A 16,674-nucleotide genomic window follows, 5' to 3' on the forward strand; every position below is an offset into this window, starting at 1 on the left:
CTGACTTTCAGAATTGAGCTACTGCTCGTATGGGGGAGCCGTCACGGCCTTGTAAGTTGAGCGGAAACCCCATAAAGGTAAATTCATCCGGAACCTGATCCAGATTCGTCAGGCTTTCCACAATGACGATTTCTTTTTTCAGCAGGATGTGATGCACTTCATACCAGTCGCGGCTGGGCGTTGGCGTGTCCATGCCCAGCATCCGGATGTTCCGGTCGGCCAGATACGCACTGGCTTCCTGCGTCAGCGACGGGAAATTTTCGAAGAAATCATCCTTGCCAAAGTTCTTGTACCAGCCCGTGTCGTAGATGATTTTTGCCTCGGGAGTCAGCAACTGTTCATAGGGTAAAAAATCATCTACGGTAATTTCTTCCCGGGCCTCTTTGGGGATTCTCAGTACATGCACCTTCCCGTAAAACCAGTGTAAAGGCATCTGGTCCAGCGTTTTGCCATCATCCAGAAAATGGTACATCGCGTCCAGGTGCGTTCCCTGATGCGACCCCATCACGATTTGCGTAATGTTGTATTTCAAGGTGCGGGTATTACCGTGCGGAATAATGCTCAGCTTGGGGTCCGACGGAAACGTTTGCTGTCCGTGTACCAGGGGATGGGATAGATCGACCAATTTCATCGTTTTATTTAGCTAAATAGCCGCCATCAACCACTAAGTCGCTGCCGGTCATGAAGGAAGAATCGTCACTGGCCAGAAAGGCGGCTGCTGCGGCTACTTCGTCGGGGCGTCCCTGCCGGTTCAGTAAGTGCATGGCCGATGCCCGACGATCTTCTTCGTCAATGTTCAAGCCTAATTTTTCGCATGAATTGATGAAGGCGCTGGTGTAGATGTAGCCCGGGCACAGGGTGTTCACCCGGATACCAAACGGTGCCAGATCCTGTGCCCAGCATTTGGTGAGTCCCCGAATGGCGAATTTGGTGGCGTTGTACGTCGCGAAGCTGGCTTGTCCGACAAAGCCGCTCACCGATGAAAAATTGATGATACTGCCACCGCCGTTCTTTTTCATCTGCGGAACGATGTACTTGGCCATCAGAGACGTACCGCCAATGTTGACCGCATTGATCTGCTGCCATTCGTCGGCCGTAGCATCTACCCCTTTGAAGATAAACCGGGCTGCGGTATTGATCAGTACGTGAGCAGGGCCAACGGCTTGCTCAATGGCCGCGCAGGTTTCCGCCACGGCCGCTTCATCGCTGATATCGAGTTGCCAGAAATGGGCATCCAGATCTGAGGCTTTATGCTTTGTATCGGGCTGAAGATCAACCAGAACAACCACACATCCCTCTTCGGTCATTCGGGTGGCGGTGGCATAACCCAGATCACCCAGACCACCGGTAATGACTATAACTTTGTCTTTTAATCCTCTCATCATTTCAATAAATTCATTCTGGTACGTTGATCACTCGACCTTTAGCTCGTACTGACCCGAACCTAGTTCCAGCAGAGCCGTATTCGCTTCGATTTTGTAATCCCGGACGATTTTCCCATTTTTATAAATTTTCGAACGGGACCGCGCTGGCAAATAAACGGTTGCCCGGGTGTTGACGGGAATTTCTACCTGATAGCGAAATCGACTGGCGGTTTTGGTCCAACTGGTCATTACCCAGCCGTAAGGCGAATGGAAACGGCCCCGGGCCCAGGTCAGATCGCCGACAGGCTGGGGACGAAGTTTCAGGTGCTTGAACGCGACGGAATTTTCCTCCTGAGCAATACCGGCAATGCCCTCGTAAAACCACTCCAGAATATGGCCCATCGCCAGTTGATTCTGCGATGCTTTGCCGTCCCAGGTTTCGACCAGGGCCGTCGCCCCGCGTTTCAGCAGATACCCATAGCCCGGCACATCGTCGCGGTTGGTCATGGTAAACAGCGTTTCGGGGTGACCATTTTCGTAGAGTGATTTGATCAGATACCGGTTTCCAACATCGCCAGCGGTCAGTCGGTGGGCATCGATCGATTGAATGTTGGTTACCAGTTTGTTTAGTACGTCGTTTCGGTACGTTTCTTCCACCAGACCCATGCTGATCGGCATCGCCATTGCGGTTTGGCTACCGGTCGCATACAGTTTCTTCTCCGGATTATAAAACTTCGTATTGAAGGCGGTTTTGATGGTTTTGGCCAGATTGCGGTAGCGGTCGGCATCGTTCGTTTTTCCAATCAAAGCCGCCATTGCGCTTAAGGCACTGATGGAATGGTAGTAATACGCCGTAGCCGTAACGCCGACGGGTGTCACTTTCCCTATATCCAGCCAGTCGCCCAAACCGTACAGGAGCAGGTTGTCGGTCGCCCGGTTTTCCAGAAAATCCGCGTACCGGGTCATCATCCCGTAGGTTTTGCGGACTACCGATGTATCCCCGTAAAACTGATACAAAAACCAGGAATCCAGGATGGCCGTTGTGCCCCATTCGGGCGAATCAACAAAAGGTCCATCGAACTGAATGTACTCAGGGGCAATGTCGGGAACCAGGCCATTTTCGTGCTGCGCGTCGGCCATGTTCTGAATCAGACTGCGGTACAGATTGTACACATTGTACGTATAATGGATCGCCGTGCGCATAAAATTCTGCTCGCCCTGCCAGCTTAGTTTTTCCCGTTGGGGGTTGTCGGTGATGTAACTTTGCAGATTGCTTTTTATCGCCCAATCCGTCAGGGTATGGATCCGGTTAAACAGCGCATTCGAACACGCAAACGAACCATTGGCCGGAGCGGCATTGCGGTTGTGAAGTATTTTTAGTTCTGTAACCACCGGCAGACTAGCCTCTTCTGCCTTGACCCGGACGCCCTCCACCTGAACGTATCGAACGGCAAAATAGGAAAACCGGGGTTGCCAGGTTTCTGCTCCGTCTCCTTTCAGCGTATAGGAATACGAATGGGGTGTAACGCCATCCGTATGATGGACGGTACCGTCCGAATGAAGCAACTCAGCCGGCGTCATTTTCAGAATCTGTCCAGCTTTCCCATTTACATGTATGCGAGGAACCCCCGAACAGTTTTGGCCAAAATCATACACGACGGTATTCGGGCCGACCACCGTCATTTTCCTGGCGGTTAAGGAATCCAGAAACCGAACGGGATAATCGATTTCGGGCAGTAGTTTACCTTTTGGCAAAGTCACTAAAACCGCATTCTTCCAAGCCTTGTCGGCAAAACCGGCCGTATTCCAGCCTTTTTGCTCCAGACGGGCGTCATAATCCTCCCCGCCGTAGATGGTGTTGAACGTAATGGGCGATGGGGTTGCTTTCCAGCTTTGGTCAGAAATTACGTGATCCGTGCTGCCATCGGTGTACGTAATTTTCAGCAAAACAATCAGTTTGGGGTTACCAAAGGTGCCCGTTCCTTTCACGTACCGCTCCTGCGAAATGGAGTAGAAACCGTTGCCCAGCAGAACACCCATCGCATTGCTGCCGGGACGTAGTTGGTCGGTAATATCGTAGGTATTATAGAGGATGGTTTTATCGTAGCTGGTCCAGCCGGGCGACAGAAAAGCGTCCCCAATCCGGCTGCCATTGATACTGGCCTCATAATGACCTAAACCGCTGATAAACAAGAGTGCTTTCGCAACTTTCCGGGTCATTGTAAATTCTTTACGGAGCAACGGTGACCGGGCATTCTTAAAAATCCGGGAATCACCCGGCTTCATTTTCAGGTGAACGAAGGGCACAACCCGCCCGGAATCGGGCAAATCTTCGTAACCGATCCAACGGGCATTTTTCCAATCTGCCGGGGTAAAGATTCCCGTTGTGAACTGCTGTGGGCTACTCCACGCAGACGGTTTTTTATCCGTGTCCCATACCCGTACTCTCCAGAAATACGTCTGCGCCGACTGAAGCGCTTTTCCCGAATAATGAACCTGAATGCTCTGATCACTTTTCACCACATCGGAATTGAATACATCAAATTGGCCAGACGTTAAATTCGCTTTCGACGAGGCAATGACCACCTGATACGCCGATTGGGTGACCGATTCCTTCGGCGATTGCATTTCCCAGGAAAAAAACAGATCGCGGGGGTTGATACCCACCGGATTAACCCGATTGTCGCACAAGGCAGCCACTACCCGTATCTGCGCTCGTGCGGTAAGACCTACGCTCAGCAGGAAGACGACCAGTACCATTATTTTTCTACCCTTCATCGTATATCTTACTTCACAAAGCAACGCTGAACGTATACTGGCCAGAGGGCACGCGTAAAGCCGTACCCACAGCCGTGGTCTCTATAATCCGGATGTCTTTTGATCCGGCAATCTGTTGCCCGTTTTCGCTGATGCTTTTTCCGGATGGCAGGAACACGGTAGCCGTAGTATTCGCCGGAATCTGAACCGCTAACTGGAACGTGCCGTTCTCGACTTTCCAGTCAACAGCAATTTTTCCGGCAATGGAATGATAAGACCCCCTGGCCCGGGTCAGGCTACCTCCCAAACGCGGTTTAATGGTAAAATGCTTGTAACCAGCAGAATCGGCATTAATGCCCAGGATGCTTCGGTACATCCATTCGCCCACGGCGCCGATGGCGTAATGATTGAATGAATTCATGCCTACGTTCTGAAAACCGCGTCCCTTTACGTATCCGTCCCAGCGTTCCCAAATGGTGGTTGCTCCCTGATCAATCGAGTAGATCCAGGAAGGAAACCGGCGGCTTTCCAGTAATTTATAAGCCACGTCGGCGTACCCGTATTCCGACAACTGATTCATCAACCGGATCGTCGACTGAATACCGGTCGAGATCCGGTAATCATACGCTTTGATGGCCTGAACCATGTGGGCTGCGGCCTGTTTCTTCAGCTTTTCGGGCACCAGGTCAAAATCCAGCGCGAGGGCGTATGCCGCTTGCGTATTACCGGCAATGGTACCGTCATCGGTCATGTATGCTTTGATAAACCGGGTCTTTATCGCGGTTGCCAGCGAGTCATAGAACATGTAGTCTCGCTGATGACCAAGCAGCCTGGCAACCTTTGCGACGGTTCGGGTTGAATGGCCAAAAAAGGCCGTCGAGTAGATATCATTATCTACTTTACCCCCTTCTTTCGGATAGTCGTCCGCAATAATGGTATTTCCGTTCAGCCAATCGCCGTACATGTTCCCCCGCTCATTTTTCCACAACAGATCCGGATTGGTGTCCAGGATGTGCCGGATGTAGGCTTTCATCGACGCATACTGGCGGGCCAGGATGGCCGTATCGCCATAGTTCTCATACATTCGCCAGGGGACCAGGACTCCCGCATCACTCCATCCGGGGGCATTGCAATAGCGATTCCACTTATCGACCTGCGGGGTATAATCCGGGTAACGTCCGTCGGCTCGTTGGCAATCGGCAATATCCCTCACCCACTTGGTGAAAAAGGCACTCATGTCCAGATTGAACATCGACGTCTGGGCAAATACCTGGGCATCCCCCATCCACCCCGCGCGCTCATCCCGTTGGGGACAGTCGGTCGGCACCGAATGCATGTTCCCTTGCTGAGTCCATAAAATATTGGCCCACAACTTATTAAGATCGGGCGACGAACTTTCAAATGTACCGGCCAAGGGCGCAGCCGACGCAACTACTTTCCCCGTTACATTAGTGAGTTTAGGTTCCTGGGTAAGACCGGAAATCTCAACGTATCGGAAGCCATGATACGTAAAGCGAGGCTCATAGTCAATGGACTTTTCCAACCCGGGTGTGTATACATCCATCTGTTTAGCGGCTCGCAGGTTGCTAACATAAAGCTGGCCATTTTCGTCCAGCACTTCGCCGTGCCGAAACGTGATGTTCTGAGCTGGATTATAAGGAATTTTAAGATTTACCCACCCCGCTATATTTTGCCCCAGGTCAAAAATGTACGTTCCTTCCTTCACCTTCACCACCTGTATCGGCGTAATTTCCTGAATCACTCTAATCGGCTCGTTGAGCTGGGCGTTGAGTGTTTTCGAGACGGTTTTGTCCACGGTAACGGATTTCCACCCCGAGTCATCAAAATCCGGTTCCGTCCACCTGGCGGGCAATCGTTTTGCATTAAAATTTTCGCCGTCGAAGATGGATGCCGTCTGGATTGGCCCGTTTTCCAATAGCTTCCAGCTGGCATCGGTTACAATCTGGGTTCGGGTACCGTCGTCGAACAGCAGCTCCAGTTGCCCGATCAACCGCCGGTCGAATCCATACGCCCCCCGGTCTGGATGGGAAAAGAGACCGCCGGCATACCAACCATCTGCCAGCATGGCCCCCATCACGTTGACGCCTTTTTTCACGGATTTCGTGACGTCATACGTTTGGTATTGAACACGTTCGTGGTAATCGGTCCACTCGGGGGCCAGAACCTGATTTCCGGCTTTTTTGCCGTTCAGGGTCATCTCATACAGGCCCAAAGCGCTCGCGTAGAGGGTGGCCTGCTTCACTTCCTTCGTCACTGTGAACGTCTTCCTCAACAACGGCGATGCGGGTATGGACGATTTGAAGGGCTTGCGATTTGCCGAACTGCCGGTGTAAGCTCCATCCGTCAATTTGGCCGGGCTCCAGTTCTCCGCTGAAAAGGCCGGATGGGTAGCGTACGGAACGGAGGCAGCGACCGGTTTTTTCAGCGCAACATTTTCGGAACGGGCATTGATGGCTTCTAATTCGGCGATGGCGTAGGCGTATTTTCCCTCGTCCGTTTTGCGGAGTTTATGAACAACTACCCGGATGTACCGGCCGGTTGCGGGCGCCATCGGTTTGCTGTACGGTTCCAGCCCACTCTGCTCGTAATCCCGGGCGCTTTCGTCGGCAACGACCGTTGGCTTTTTAAAGTCCGCCGTAGCCGATACCAAAATTTTGAAACGTTTGGGAAATAAGTAGCCGCTGGGCTGAAGTTTATACGCTACGGGATAGAGTTTAATTTGACGAATGTCCTGTTGCGAACCTAAATCAACATCCACCCATTGATTGCCCGCATTCTCCATAGGGCCAGAACCTGATTGAAAGCTATGCCAGATATCGAATTTTGCGTCGGCAGGTACATTTTCTTCCGGCCCTCCAATCCAGTGTGCCTGCCAGTCCTCTTTATGGAGCAGCCCCATCGACCAGCTGGCGATGGCACTCCACGAACTAACCTTCTTCCCGGCGTCCCAAACGCGGACTTTCCAAAAGTATTTGGTCCGGGTAAGCAGCTTGCTCCCGGTGTACCGCACTTGATTGGCACTAGTGGATTCAACTTTTTTTGAGTCCCATACATTCGCTACACCTTTTACCAGGGATAGGGAATCCGCACTTATCAAGATCTGATAGGCAGACTGAGACTGTGCCCGCTTTGTAGAAACCAACTCCCAACTCAGGCGGGGCTGTTTGACATCAATCCCAATCGGATTTACTAAATACTCGGTCCGCAGATTACTAATTTTCAAATCATCCGTTTGGTCGTCACCGTATGCTAAAAAGGTAGACAGCAGCGCCAGAATAGTAAACCATAGAATCTTCATTGGTAAAGCTTGAAAGTAGTGAATAGCCAAACAGGGTTAAAAGTCGAAAATGCATTGCAGCTAATCAGCGTATCACTCATATATAATATGTATTAATATTTATAAAAAACTTATAATTTTTGCAACGTAAACTTAGTGCTTTGGAGCACGAAAGAATACCAGTTTATTAGCAGAAAATGATGCTTTTATGCCATTTATTCAGCCTTTATTACTAATTCTAGCTAACGATAAGTAGTTTTATAGGCGATGCATCTCTCACAGTGGTGATCGTCAGCCCACCTTCTCAAATGGATTTTCGAAGCAAATCTGAACCTGTATTGGCTAATTCTGCGAATCCTGATGGGGCGGTCCGGGTGATTTTGTGGATCAACATTTGCTACCTAACCCCATCTTCATAATCCATGATCTATTTAAGAACCGCCCTGCTTCTGCTCTGGGCCAGCCTGAGCCTTCAAGCCAAAGATTATCCAGCGTCGTTTTTCGGCATCTATTCGGATGGCGCTACGCTCAACACGCGTTCCATTCAGTACGCGATCGATTATATTCATTCCAATGGGGGTGGTCGGCTGGTGTTCTACGTCGGACGGTATCTGACGGGGTCGATTCATTTAAAATCGAACGTAACGCTGCACTTGGAAGAAGGAGCCGTGCTCATGGGATCACTCAATCCCTTCGATTACGATCGACACGTCTGGACGGCGCTGGTGTTCGGCGAAAATCAGCAAAATATTGCCATTACCGGCAAGGGGGTCATCGACGGGCAGGGGCGTCAATTAGCCCGGAATGTCGTGAATGTGATTCAGAAAGGTCTCGTCAAAGACTTGTTCCGTTATGATCGTCCCGAGGCCGAAGCGCGCGCCGTGATTATCTACTTCAAGGGATGTCAGCGGGTAAAACTTCAAACCGTAACGTTACGGAATGCCGCAAGTTGGGTGCAAATTTACGATCAGTGCCGCAACGTGCAGTTGGCCGGCATTACGGTCGACAGCAAAGCCTACTGGAACAACGACGGCATCGACATTGTGGATTCGGACAGTGTCAGCGTTACCGACTCCTACATCGATTCAGCCGATGACGGCATTTGTTTGAAATCGCATGATGCCTCGCAGGTGTGTCAGAACATCTACGTGCGCAACTGTACGATCCGGTCGAGTGCCAACGCGATCAAATTTGGTACGGCCAGCTATGGCGGTTTTCGAAACATCAAAATGGTGCAGAACAAAGTCTACGATACCTACCGCTCCGCTATCGCCCTGGAAGCAGTGGATGGCGGTTTTATCGAGAACGTAGTGATTGACAGTTTACAGGCTATCAATACGGGAAACGCCATTTTTCTGCGAATCGGCGAGCGGGTGAAGGGAAAAAAAGGCCGTCTTGAAAACGTCCGGCTGACGAACATCCGGGTCGAGGTGCCCGCTACGAAACCCGACGCAGGCTACGAATATGAAGGCCCCATCGAAGACATGCCCCGGAATGTATCGCCCTCGTCGATTGTTGGTATGCCCGATGCCATTGTTAACGATGTGACGTTAAAAAATGTGGAGATCATTTACGCCGGCGGGGGGTCTTCGATGGTGGCAAACGTACCGCTCACGGCGCTCGACAAAGTCCCCGAAAAGCCGACGGCTTACCCGGATTTTTCCATGTTTGGCGAACTACCGGCCTGGGGTTTTTACATTCGCCATGCGCAAAATATCCGGTTCGATAACGTAAAACTAACGTGTCTGAAAAAAGACTACCGTCCCGCCGTGGTGCTCGATGACGTGAAGCAGGCTAACCTAACCCCCATGCTTATCACTGACCCCGACCGAAAAAAACCGTCTGTCTATTCCGTCCATTCCACCGGCCTGACCTTGCCGGGACGCTGATCTTTATCCTTTTCCTGGCGAGGCTACCTAAACGTTTGTTCCAATCGTTTTTTTGTCATCCCGGCCCGCGTCGGGATGACAAAAAAATACCGAATATGGCTCGAGTATGAATTACAAATGGATTTCCAATGCCTTCATTTCTTTGCTGTTGCTTTTGGGTCCAAAGGCTTTTTCCCAGACAGTAGGACAGGTCAGGGTCGAATGGAAAGAAGGTTCGTCGCCATCCGGTACGGTTCAGTTGCAGCACGGTGTGCTGCGTACAATCGAAGGGTTAGCCGGAAAAGGCAAAATGAAAGCCAACGCCTTTCAGGTCGGGTCAGGCAGCCGCCCGGGCATTCTGATAACGATTGATAGTGCCCGGACCGAATACGGGACCGGAGCCACCGTCGTGTCAATCAAAACGGCCAAAAATCCGTTCTCCTTTTTTCTTCGGGACGTTACCTCCACTTCCCCCATTTATCTGCCGGATTATGGCGTCGTCGTATTGAGTGCGACGGATGGACGGTCTTATCGGGAGGTCGAGGCCACCGTACGTTCCCGAAAAACAATGACCAAGCTGCAGCGGATTGAGACCGAGCGGGAGGTTTCCTTTTCCTCGGTCGAGAAGAAGGTTCGGAACATGACTGTACCTACCTGGTTGGGGACCAGCCGGGATTTTAGAATCTTCCAGATTGCCGAAAACCTCACAGACGCATCCCAGGGAGAAGCCAGCATTATTTCCCCCAAACGGTCGTCGACGGCCTTGCGACTGGTCGAGACCAAAAATGAACCGGTCCATTATCTATACACCTATGGCCGGGGCGTTGGCGTAAAGGAGAATGTCTCGCGTCGGTTGGAACAGGGTACATTGCCGATTTTGCACTCCACGTTGACCGACGATGATGTCGTTTATAAGTCTACCACGTTTGTTTCTCTGGAAAAATCACCCCTGTCGGCGTTGCAAGGAACCGATTTTCTAGTGGCCGACAGTTACAGTGGCGGTCACATGTTCACCAACGAACAGCAGGAACTGGTGAAAACCAAATCGGAGAAAGCCCTGAATCCGGACGAGGAAACCGTTTTGTTTTTCCGGGTTGAAGCCGTGAATAGCGGACCCGTGCCCCGTTATGCCTGGTTCAAAACGCCACGGCCGGGCACTATGTGGTGGCAGAAATTTCCGTATCGTTTCGAAGTAAAAACCGGATTTTCAGCTTATTCGGAAAACCGGGTTTTTTGTATTTCCAAACTGAACGGAAAACCGCTGCCCGGCGAGGAAATTTCTATTTTGCTGCAACCCGGTGAAAAAGCGTTGTTTGATTTTTTTATTCCCCACAGTCCCGTTTCTCAGGAACGGGCTGCGCAACTGGCGATGCTGACCTTTGAGCAGCGTTACGCTGAAAGCCGGGATTTCTGGCTCGCCAAATTAGGGAAAGCTGCGCAAATCCACGTTCCCGAAAAGCGGATTGACGAAATGATCCAGGCCGGATTGCTTCATCTTGACCTGATTACGTACGGCAATGAGCCCAACGCTACGCTTGCTCCGACCATTGGCGTCTATTCACCCATCGGAACGGAAAGTGCGCCAATTATTCAGTTTTATGCCTCGATGGGCTGGACCGATGTTGCCAGGAGGTCGTTGGAGTACTTTCTTGACAAACAGCATGAAGACGGTTTTATCCAGAACTTCAACGGGTATATGGTCGAAACCGGGGCGGCCTTGTGGAGCATGGGCGAATACTTCCGGTATACCAACGACCGGGAATGGGTCGGAACCATCAAAGCAAAACTCCTTAAATCCTGTGATTACCTGATTGCCTGGCGTAACCGGAACAAAAAGGAAGAACTACGCGGCCGGGGGTATGGGATGATTGAAGGAAAAGTAGCGGACCCCGAAGATCATTTTCACCAGTTCATGCTCAATGGCTACGCCTACCTCGGCATGAGCCGCTGTGCCGAAATGCTGGCCAATGTTGATCCGGCCCAATCCGAGCGGCTCCGAAAGGAAGCGGACGCCTGGAAAGAAGATATCCGGCAGTCGTTTTTTACTTCGGTGGCGATGTCGCCGGTGGTTCCCCTGGGCGATGGCACCTGGTGTCCCACGGCTCCGCCCTGGACGGAAGGGGCCGGTTTGAGAGGGATGTACCAGAAACGTGAGACGTTCTGGTCGCATGGCACATTCACGGCACCGGACGGGATGCTTGGTCCCCTGCATCTGATTTTTTGCGAAGTACTCGACCCTCTTGAGCCAGCGGCTAAAGCACTTCTGAACTACCACAGCGAGCTTTTCTACCAGGAAAATTCAGCGTTTAGTCAACCGTATTACAGCCGCCATAACTGGATGCAGGCAAAGCTGGGAATGACCAAACCCTTTTTAAGTACCTACTATCATACGTTTGCGGCCCATGCTGACCGGGAAACCTACACTTTCTGGGAGCATTTATTTAAGGTCAGTCCGCATAAGACACACGAAGAAGCGTGGTTCCTGATGGAAACGCGCTGGATGCTCTATCTGGAGGAGGGTTCCACCCTCCGATTGTTCAATACCGTACCGCGCCACTGGCTGGAGCAGGGCAATCAACTAACGCTGAGTAATGTCCGGAGCTATTTTGGTCCGATTTCGACCAATGTAACTTCGGAAGTCGAAAAGGGGTACATTACCGCTACCGTGAGCTGCACGGATCCCCGTAAACCGAAAGAAGTGTTGATCCGGATCCCACATCCCACCGGTAAGAAACCCGTGAAAGTAGCCGGAGGGATCTATAATGAACAAACGGAAACCGTCTCGATAAAAGACTTTTCGGGCCAGGCTGAAATCCGGCTCGACTACTGAGGATCGGGTAACTGCGATAAAAAGGCACGGGCATTGTACCCATTTAACAAAAAGCCCGATTTGTATCTTTCTTTAGCATTCGGTGGTTGTATTTAACCAGCCATGTTAATTTAAAACCTCCTCGGGGCTATATTTTTTGGAGCATTAACAATACAACCACTATTTTTTTCCTGCTTTAATTATCCATTCCTCTTCTATTCTCCAGAATTGGCGCTGTTGGAAATCGTAACCCACCTGAATCCGGTATTTATCCCCGACTTTCATTTGCTGGTACTGGATATACCGGATACCTTTCAAACGGTCTCGTTGACCGATTTACCCACCGACTGGCAAAACGATACGCATTACGAGACCTTGCAAACCTACTTCTCAAACTGGTTGGCACAGCCCGATGTACTGACCGTATCGGTGCCATCGGCCGTCGTAAGCCGCTCCGGTAACTAGTTGCTGCATACGCTTCATCCCGGCTTTCGTGCGGAGGCCTAAGTAATTGAAAATTAACTCTTTCTGATAGATAGCCGCCTGTTGAAGCTATGACCGTATCAGCAGCTTCCCTACAACCCCTGCTCCGAAAACCGGATCATCGGAAAACACTCCGGCACATGCGAATCCCAGACGCGGTGGGAATTCCAGGCCCAGCCGCCGTGGTCGCCGGAGGGGGCGGCTTCCTTGTAGGTGTTGAACCGCGAAAAATCAAGGCGCCACTGGTCGTTGTTTTTCGGAGGTAGCGCGCGGTGGTCGGCTTTGGCGAGGTCTGCCATACTTTTCCAGGGGAAGGCCAGTTCCACCGTCCATTTCCGGTCCCGATCCTGGTTGTTGTTGAGGGTGCCGTCCACGAAAACCGCACTCTGTAGCCCCGGAAAACGGAAATCCCAGGAACCGTAGCGCAGCCCCCGGGGGTGTTTTTTGAACCCGACGCCGTTGAATTTCCGAACCGCCGGATTGGAAAGGGCAAAGCGGGCATCCTGCCCAAAACCGCCTTTTTCGTAGGCGTCCTGCCAGATAAAAAACGCTTCGTAGCGCGTGCCTAACGCATTGATTTCAAATTCGTAATAGGTATCCTTTCCGGCAATAAACACCTCCACGTCGTTTTCCGAATAAATCGGATCGTTGTGATTCACCAGTTTGGCGTTGATATAGGGCTCCTCCACCCAGAAAGCCACGTAGAGATTTTCCTGGTCCCAACAAACGGCCGCCCGCGTGTCGTGCAAAGTCTTGCCGCCCGAAACCAGATCGACAAACCGGGGTGATCGCGGGATTTTGGTCCAGATTTCCTCGTCCAGTTTTCCGTCGATCACGGGCGGTTTCAAGGTCCGGTAGGCGGTATACTGTTCGATAGTATTTTTGTCACACGGAAAAGCCCATTGTGCCGTATCGGCAGCCGAGGAGTTGGTGGAGTGAAGCACATTTTGCGCACCCGAACCTTGAAAGAAGAGGAAACTGACAACAACAGCCAGGAAAGCGGGCAAGCGAACGGGGCGGCTTTTTTTCATTCGGGTATACATTTCAGGTGTATTTTCGTAAGATCGCAGGCGGTTCAATACCGCCCCAGCGTCGTCCGCAGCGACTCCGTAATGGTCTCCGCCAAACTCGCCGGTTTCAGCACTTTGACGTGTTCGCCGTAACTGCGGAGGTGCATCAGCAGGTCGCGGTTGGGGGCCAGCCGGAGCCGGACGATGCACTCGGTTTCGTCGTCGCGCAGCACTTCCTGCGTCTGGTGAATCGGCTTGGCTTTCACGTAATACCCGAACAGGGGCGTGAACGACAGCAGAATTTCCTCCACCGGATCGGTGGTGTCCGTGATGCCGTAAATGTGATCGAACAGCTCGGCGACATAGGCCAGAACCGACGGGGGCACCGCGCAGGGTTCGTCCAGAATCTCCAGTTCGGCCATGCGGTCGAGAGCGTAGGTTTTCTCCTTGCCGCTCAGGGCGTCGTACCCAATCACATACCAGCTATCGGCCACCTCCCGCAGCAAAATCGGGTGCAGGGTTCGGGCCGATGCGGACGACTCGATGTCGGGATCGGCGTGTTTGCGGTATTGAAACGATACCTGCCGGTTTTGGTTGACGGCCCGGATCAGCACCGGAACATACTGCCGGTTTCCGCCCAGCACTTTCTCTTCCACATACACCACTTTCCGCTGCATCCCCGACGCATTTCCGTCTTCGGGCCGCACTTCCCGGACAATGTCCAGACTTTGCCGGACTTTCTGGAGGGCGTTGGTCAATTCCGCCACCACCGATGCCCCCTGCGTGGCCGCCAGCACCTCGCGGGCGTAGTCGAGGGCTTCCATGTCGTCGGGCGTGAGCATGAGCCGGAGCAGCCGGAACTGCGGATTCGTATAGTAATAGCCGTTTCTGCGTTTGTCGTAGGCAATGGGCGCGTTGTGGTCTTCACGCAGCCGCTGGATGTCTTTTTCCAGCGACGATACCGACCGAATGCCGCAACGGTCCTGAAGCAGTTCGAACAGCGCCTGTTTGGAATACCGGCGGGGGTAGCGGCTGATCACTTCATCGATCAGGCGGTAGCGTTGGAAGGCGGAGCGGGTAATGGGCATGCGTTCGGTTGTTGTCGGGACAAAGAAGCGAAAAAAAATCGCAGAAAAATCAATGGCCGTAAAAAGATTACGTTCTGACAAAATCAATTTTGTAGTGTTCGAATCACCCAGCCGAACAGGAACAACATGACCATGAACACGCTCTTCGCACTTCCGCAACCAGCAACTCACCCGGTTTTAACCGTCCGGCGACCGGTCCGGCTTTCCGCCCGCCAGCTTCTGGACGTTGAACTGGGGCTTTTTCTGCTCTCGCAACTCTTGCCGAGTGCGCCCCCCGACGCCCTGCCCGGTTTGCTGAGCGACCACCATCCGACCAGCCCGGCCTGCCTAAGCTGGACCACCCGCCAGCACAAACTGCGCAACCGGGGTCTGGCGTTGTTGACGCATCTGACCCGGGAAACCTGCTGGCATGATCTCCTGGAACTGTACATTGCCGTTCCGGTTCATCTTCAGGCCTACGACATCAGTTGTGACCGCAGTGGATTTCGCTTGAAAACCGTGGGCTTTTCGCGCAATCGCCTGACGGTTTTACGAAAAGTGTTGGGGTAAAAAAAAAGTTGAAATTAATTGACAACGTAAAAAGATTACGTTCTAGTGAGTTTATTTTTGTATACAACGAACGGTAAACAACCATACTCATGAACGCACTGCCCCTATCCAACACACCCCTTGCCCGCCAACTGAGCCCGTTTCCGTTGCACTGGCAGGAGCCGCTGGCCACGCAACTCCGGTTTCAACACGAGTTGCCCGGCCAGTTGGCCAACCGGCTGTTGAACGTTGAACTGGGGCTTTTTCTGCTGGCGGAACTGTTGCCCCTGGCGCCCCCCCAGGCCCTTCCCAACCTGCTGAACGGCGAGGGACTGGTCTACGGGGAGCGCCCCGTCTGGAAACCACGGCAACACCGCTATTTGAACCGCGCCCGGGCGTTGCTGGCTCCCTATCAGGACCGCAGCGTCTGGTTGATGGCGCTGGCGCGCTACGATGCGCTGCCGACCAGCCTGCGGGCGTTCTGCTCGCAAAGTCCGGGGAGTTGCGGGTCGGAAGTAAGCCGGAGTATTTTTCGCAGTCGGGAAGAATTGTTCAGAAAAGCGCTGGCTTAAGACGATGGTTCCTTTTTCTCAATCCGCACCCGCCCACCCCCTCATGGCTTTGAAAATCGCACTCTTTATCGTGTTTCAGAATAAACCGCTGATGGTTTTCAGACTGTCCTGCTATTCGGTTTTGATTCGAGTACTGGTACTCACGCATGTCCTGATTTTACCTCCGGGGTTTTATCGGCGGTAAGCGCGAAAAAGTTACCCACCAGCCCCATCTGCCACGATTTTGAAAAGAAATATAAAATTTATGTACAAACAATTCATAAACCTGAAATGAATTGCTCCCAATACTCTTTCGGTGATACGATTTGAGTTAATCGTATTTTACTAAAGGTAAAATCGTTCGAGTTACCCGTAACAAGATAATGAGCTTGTGCGGCTAAGGCAGCTTCTAAAAATTTATTATCATCAACATCCTTGATCAGCATTACGGTTTCGGTAGGCACCACTTTTTCTGCAAGCTCGTCCAACCTTAACAACAGAATCTCCGCGTTTTTCTTGAACTCGGAAAATCGGGCAAATTTGGCTCTATTCAGTACGTCAACGTATTCTTCCCAGATCGCTTCCGACAAAATAAGTGTAGCTTTTCTTTCTATTAAAATATCTTCAACGATTCGGGCCGGATAGCTTCGGGAGATGAGCGCAGAAACCAGAACATTCGTATCAATGACCAGTTTTTGCATTCCGAACGGCTTCAATTTCAGCGTTTATTTCATCCAGTGAAATTTCTGATAAACCAGTATTACCAGCAATTGCCTGGCACTTATGTAATGCGTCACGAGCAACTTCCGTCTTGATCTTGTCAACAAGTTGATCCAATGTAATGAGATCAGATTGCAAGCCATAACGGGCTGCCTGCTCTTCGGTCAGTGTTATCGTTAATGTACTCATAGCTGCATT

At 51.7% G+C, this 16,674-nt stretch carries 13 protein-coding genes; 5 read left to right on the top strand and 8 right to left on the bottom strand.

All coding sequences use genetic code 11. The features are described from left to right. Positions 1–7: 7 nt before the first annotated feature. The 4 genes from F0P93_RS09250 to F0P93_RS09265 are packed head-to-tail and all read right to left on the bottom strand — an operon-like array spanning position 8 to position 7,440. Positions 8–631, bottom strand: a complete 624-nt coding sequence (locus tag F0P93_RS09250; RefSeq protein WP_150876095.1) for a cyclase family protein — start codon at positions 629–631, stop codon at positions 8–10. A gap of 4 nt (positions 632–635) precedes the next feature. Next, on the bottom strand, positions 636–1,385 hold the full coding sequence (locus F0P93_RS09255) for an SDR family NAD(P)-dependent oxidoreductase (protein WP_150876096.1): 750 nt from the start codon (positions 1,383–1,385) through the stop codon (positions 636–638). Positions 1,386–1,412: 27 nt separating this feature from the next. After that, a complete protein-coding gene (locus tag F0P93_RS09260) occupies positions 1,413–4,124 on the bottom strand; it encodes a family 78 glycoside hydrolase catalytic domain (protein ID WP_191908764.1) in 2,712 nt (903 codons plus the stop codon). Between the two features lie 31 nt (positions 4,125–4,155). Beyond that, on the bottom strand, positions 4,156–7,440 hold the full coding sequence (locus F0P93_RS09265; RefSeq protein WP_150876098.1) for a family 78 glycoside hydrolase catalytic domain: 3,285 nt from the start codon (positions 7,438–7,440) through the stop codon (positions 4,156–4,158). A 401-nt stretch (positions 7,441–7,841) separates the two neighbouring features. Here F0P93_RS09265 and F0P93_RS09270 point away from each other — a divergent pair, with 401 nt between their 5' ends. The 3 genes from F0P93_RS09270 (at position 7,842) to F0P93_RS09280 (ending at position 12,561) form a co-directional block, all read left to right on the top strand. Further along, positions 7,842–9,308, top strand: coding sequence for a glycoside hydrolase family 28 protein (locus F0P93_RS09270; protein WP_150876099.1), 1,467 nt, complete (start codon positions 7,842–7,844; stop codon positions 9,306–9,308). 106 nt (positions 9,309–9,414) lie between these two features. Further along, positions 9,415–12,117: a glucosidase family protein gene (locus F0P93_RS09275; RefSeq protein ID WP_225309420.1), complete on the top strand. Its 2,703-nt coding sequence runs from the start codon at positions 9,415–9,417 to the stop codon at positions 12,115–12,117. A 207-nt stretch (positions 12,118–12,324) separates the two neighbouring features. Continuing rightward, positions 12,325–12,561, top strand: coding sequence for an RES family NAD+ phosphorylase (locus F0P93_RS09280; RefSeq protein ID WP_374756770.1), 237 nt, complete (start codon positions 12,325–12,327; stop codon positions 12,559–12,561). Positions 12,562–12,671: 110 nt separating this feature from the next. Here F0P93_RS09280 and F0P93_RS09285 read toward each other — a convergent pair whose 3' ends face one another. Next, the gene (locus F0P93_RS09285) at positions 12,672–13,610 is read right to left on the bottom strand and encodes a carbohydrate-binding family 9-like protein (RefSeq protein ID WP_150876101.1); all 939 of its coding nucleotides are present in this window, start codon (positions 13,608–13,610) and stop codon (positions 12,672–12,674) included. A gap of 44 nt (positions 13,611–13,654) precedes the next feature. Continuing rightward, the gene (locus F0P93_RS09290; RefSeq protein WP_150876102.1) at positions 13,655–14,677 is read right to left on the bottom strand and encodes a helix-turn-helix transcriptional regulator; all 1,023 of its coding nucleotides are present in this window, start codon (positions 14,675–14,677) and stop codon (positions 13,655–13,657) included. Between the two features lie 132 nt (positions 14,678–14,809). On the opposite strand from F0P93_RS09290, the gene F0P93_RS09295 reads away from it, so the two are divergent. Then, a complete protein-coding gene (locus tag F0P93_RS09295; RefSeq protein WP_150876103.1) occupies positions 14,810–15,226 on the top strand; it encodes a pPIWI_RE_Z domain-containing protein in 417 nt (138 codons plus the stop codon). Positions 15,227–15,315: 89 nt separating this feature from the next. After that, a complete protein-coding gene (locus tag F0P93_RS09300; protein ID WP_138989667.1) occupies positions 15,316–15,777 on the top strand; it encodes a pPIWI_RE_Z domain-containing protein in 462 nt (153 codons plus the stop codon). A gap of 257 nt (positions 15,778–16,034) precedes the next feature. Here the strand turns inward: F0P93_RS09300 and F0P93_RS09305 are convergent, their stop codons facing one another. After that, positions 16,035–16,457 (bottom strand): putative toxin-antitoxin system toxin component, PIN family, encoded by a 423-nt coding sequence (locus tag F0P93_RS09305; protein ID WP_150876104.1) that lies wholly within the window; start codon positions 16,455–16,457, stop codon positions 16,035–16,037. Beyond that, positions 16,438–16,665, bottom strand: coding sequence for a hypothetical protein (locus F0P93_RS09310; protein WP_150876105.1), 228 nt, complete (start codon positions 16,663–16,665; stop codon positions 16,438–16,440). Before F0P93_RS09310 ends, F0P93_RS09305 begins: the two co-directional genes overlap by 20 nt. Positions 16,666–16,674: the final 9 nt, after the last annotated feature.

The organism is Larkinella humicola (assembly GCF_008727875.1).
In the GTDB taxonomy this organism is placed as follows: domain Bacteria; phylum Bacteroidota; class Bacteroidia; order Cytophagales; family Spirosomataceae; genus Larkinella; species Larkinella humicola.

What these genes read in the sequence shown, in the direction of transcription:
- F0P93_RS09250 (WP_150876095.1), bottom strand. Translation starts at nt 631, where the DNA reads ATGAAATTGGTCGATCTATCCCATCCCCTGGTACACGGACAGCAAACG.
- F0P93_RS09255 (WP_150876096.1), bottom strand. Translation starts at nt 1,385, where the DNA reads ATGATGAGAGGATTAAAAGACAAAGTTATAGTCATTACCGGTGGTCTG.
- F0P93_RS09260 (WP_191908764.1), bottom strand. Translation starts at nt 4,124, where the DNA reads ATGGTACTGGTCGTCTTCCTGCTGAGCGTAGGTCTTACCGCACGAGCG.
- F0P93_RS09265 (WP_150876098.1), bottom strand. Translation starts at nt 7,440, where the DNA reads ATGAAGATTCTATGGTTTACTATTCTGGCGCTGCTGTCTACCTTTTTA.
- F0P93_RS09270 (WP_150876099.1), top strand. Translation starts at nt 7,842, where the DNA reads ATGATCTATTTAAGAACCGCCCTGCTTCTGCTCTGGGCCAGCCTGAGC.
- F0P93_RS09275 (WP_225309420.1), top strand. Translation starts at nt 9,415, where the DNA reads ATGAATTACAAATGGATTTCCAATGCCTTCATTTCTTTGCTGTTGCTT.
- F0P93_RS09285 (WP_150876101.1), bottom strand. Translation starts at nt 13,610, where the DNA reads ATGAAAAAAAGCCGCCCCGTTCGCTTGCCCGCTTTCCTGGCTGTTGTT.
- F0P93_RS09290 (WP_150876102.1), bottom strand. Translation starts at nt 14,677, where the DNA reads ATGCCCATTACCCGCTCCGCCTTCCAACGCTACCGCCTGATCGATGAA.
- F0P93_RS09295 (WP_150876103.1), top strand. Translation starts at nt 14,810, where the DNA reads ATGAACACGCTCTTCGCACTTCCGCAACCAGCAACTCACCCGGTTTTA.
- F0P93_RS09300 (WP_138989667.1), top strand. Translation starts at nt 15,316, where the DNA reads ATGAACGCACTGCCCCTATCCAACACACCCCTTGCCCGCCAACTGAGC.
- F0P93_RS09305 (WP_150876104.1), bottom strand. Translation starts at nt 16,457, where the DNA reads ATGCAAAAACTGGTCATTGATACGAATGTTCTGGTTTCTGCGCTCATC.
- F0P93_RS09310 (WP_150876105.1), bottom strand. Translation starts at nt 16,665, where the DNA reads ATGAGTACATTAACGATAACACTGACCGAAGAGCAGGCAGCCCGTTAT.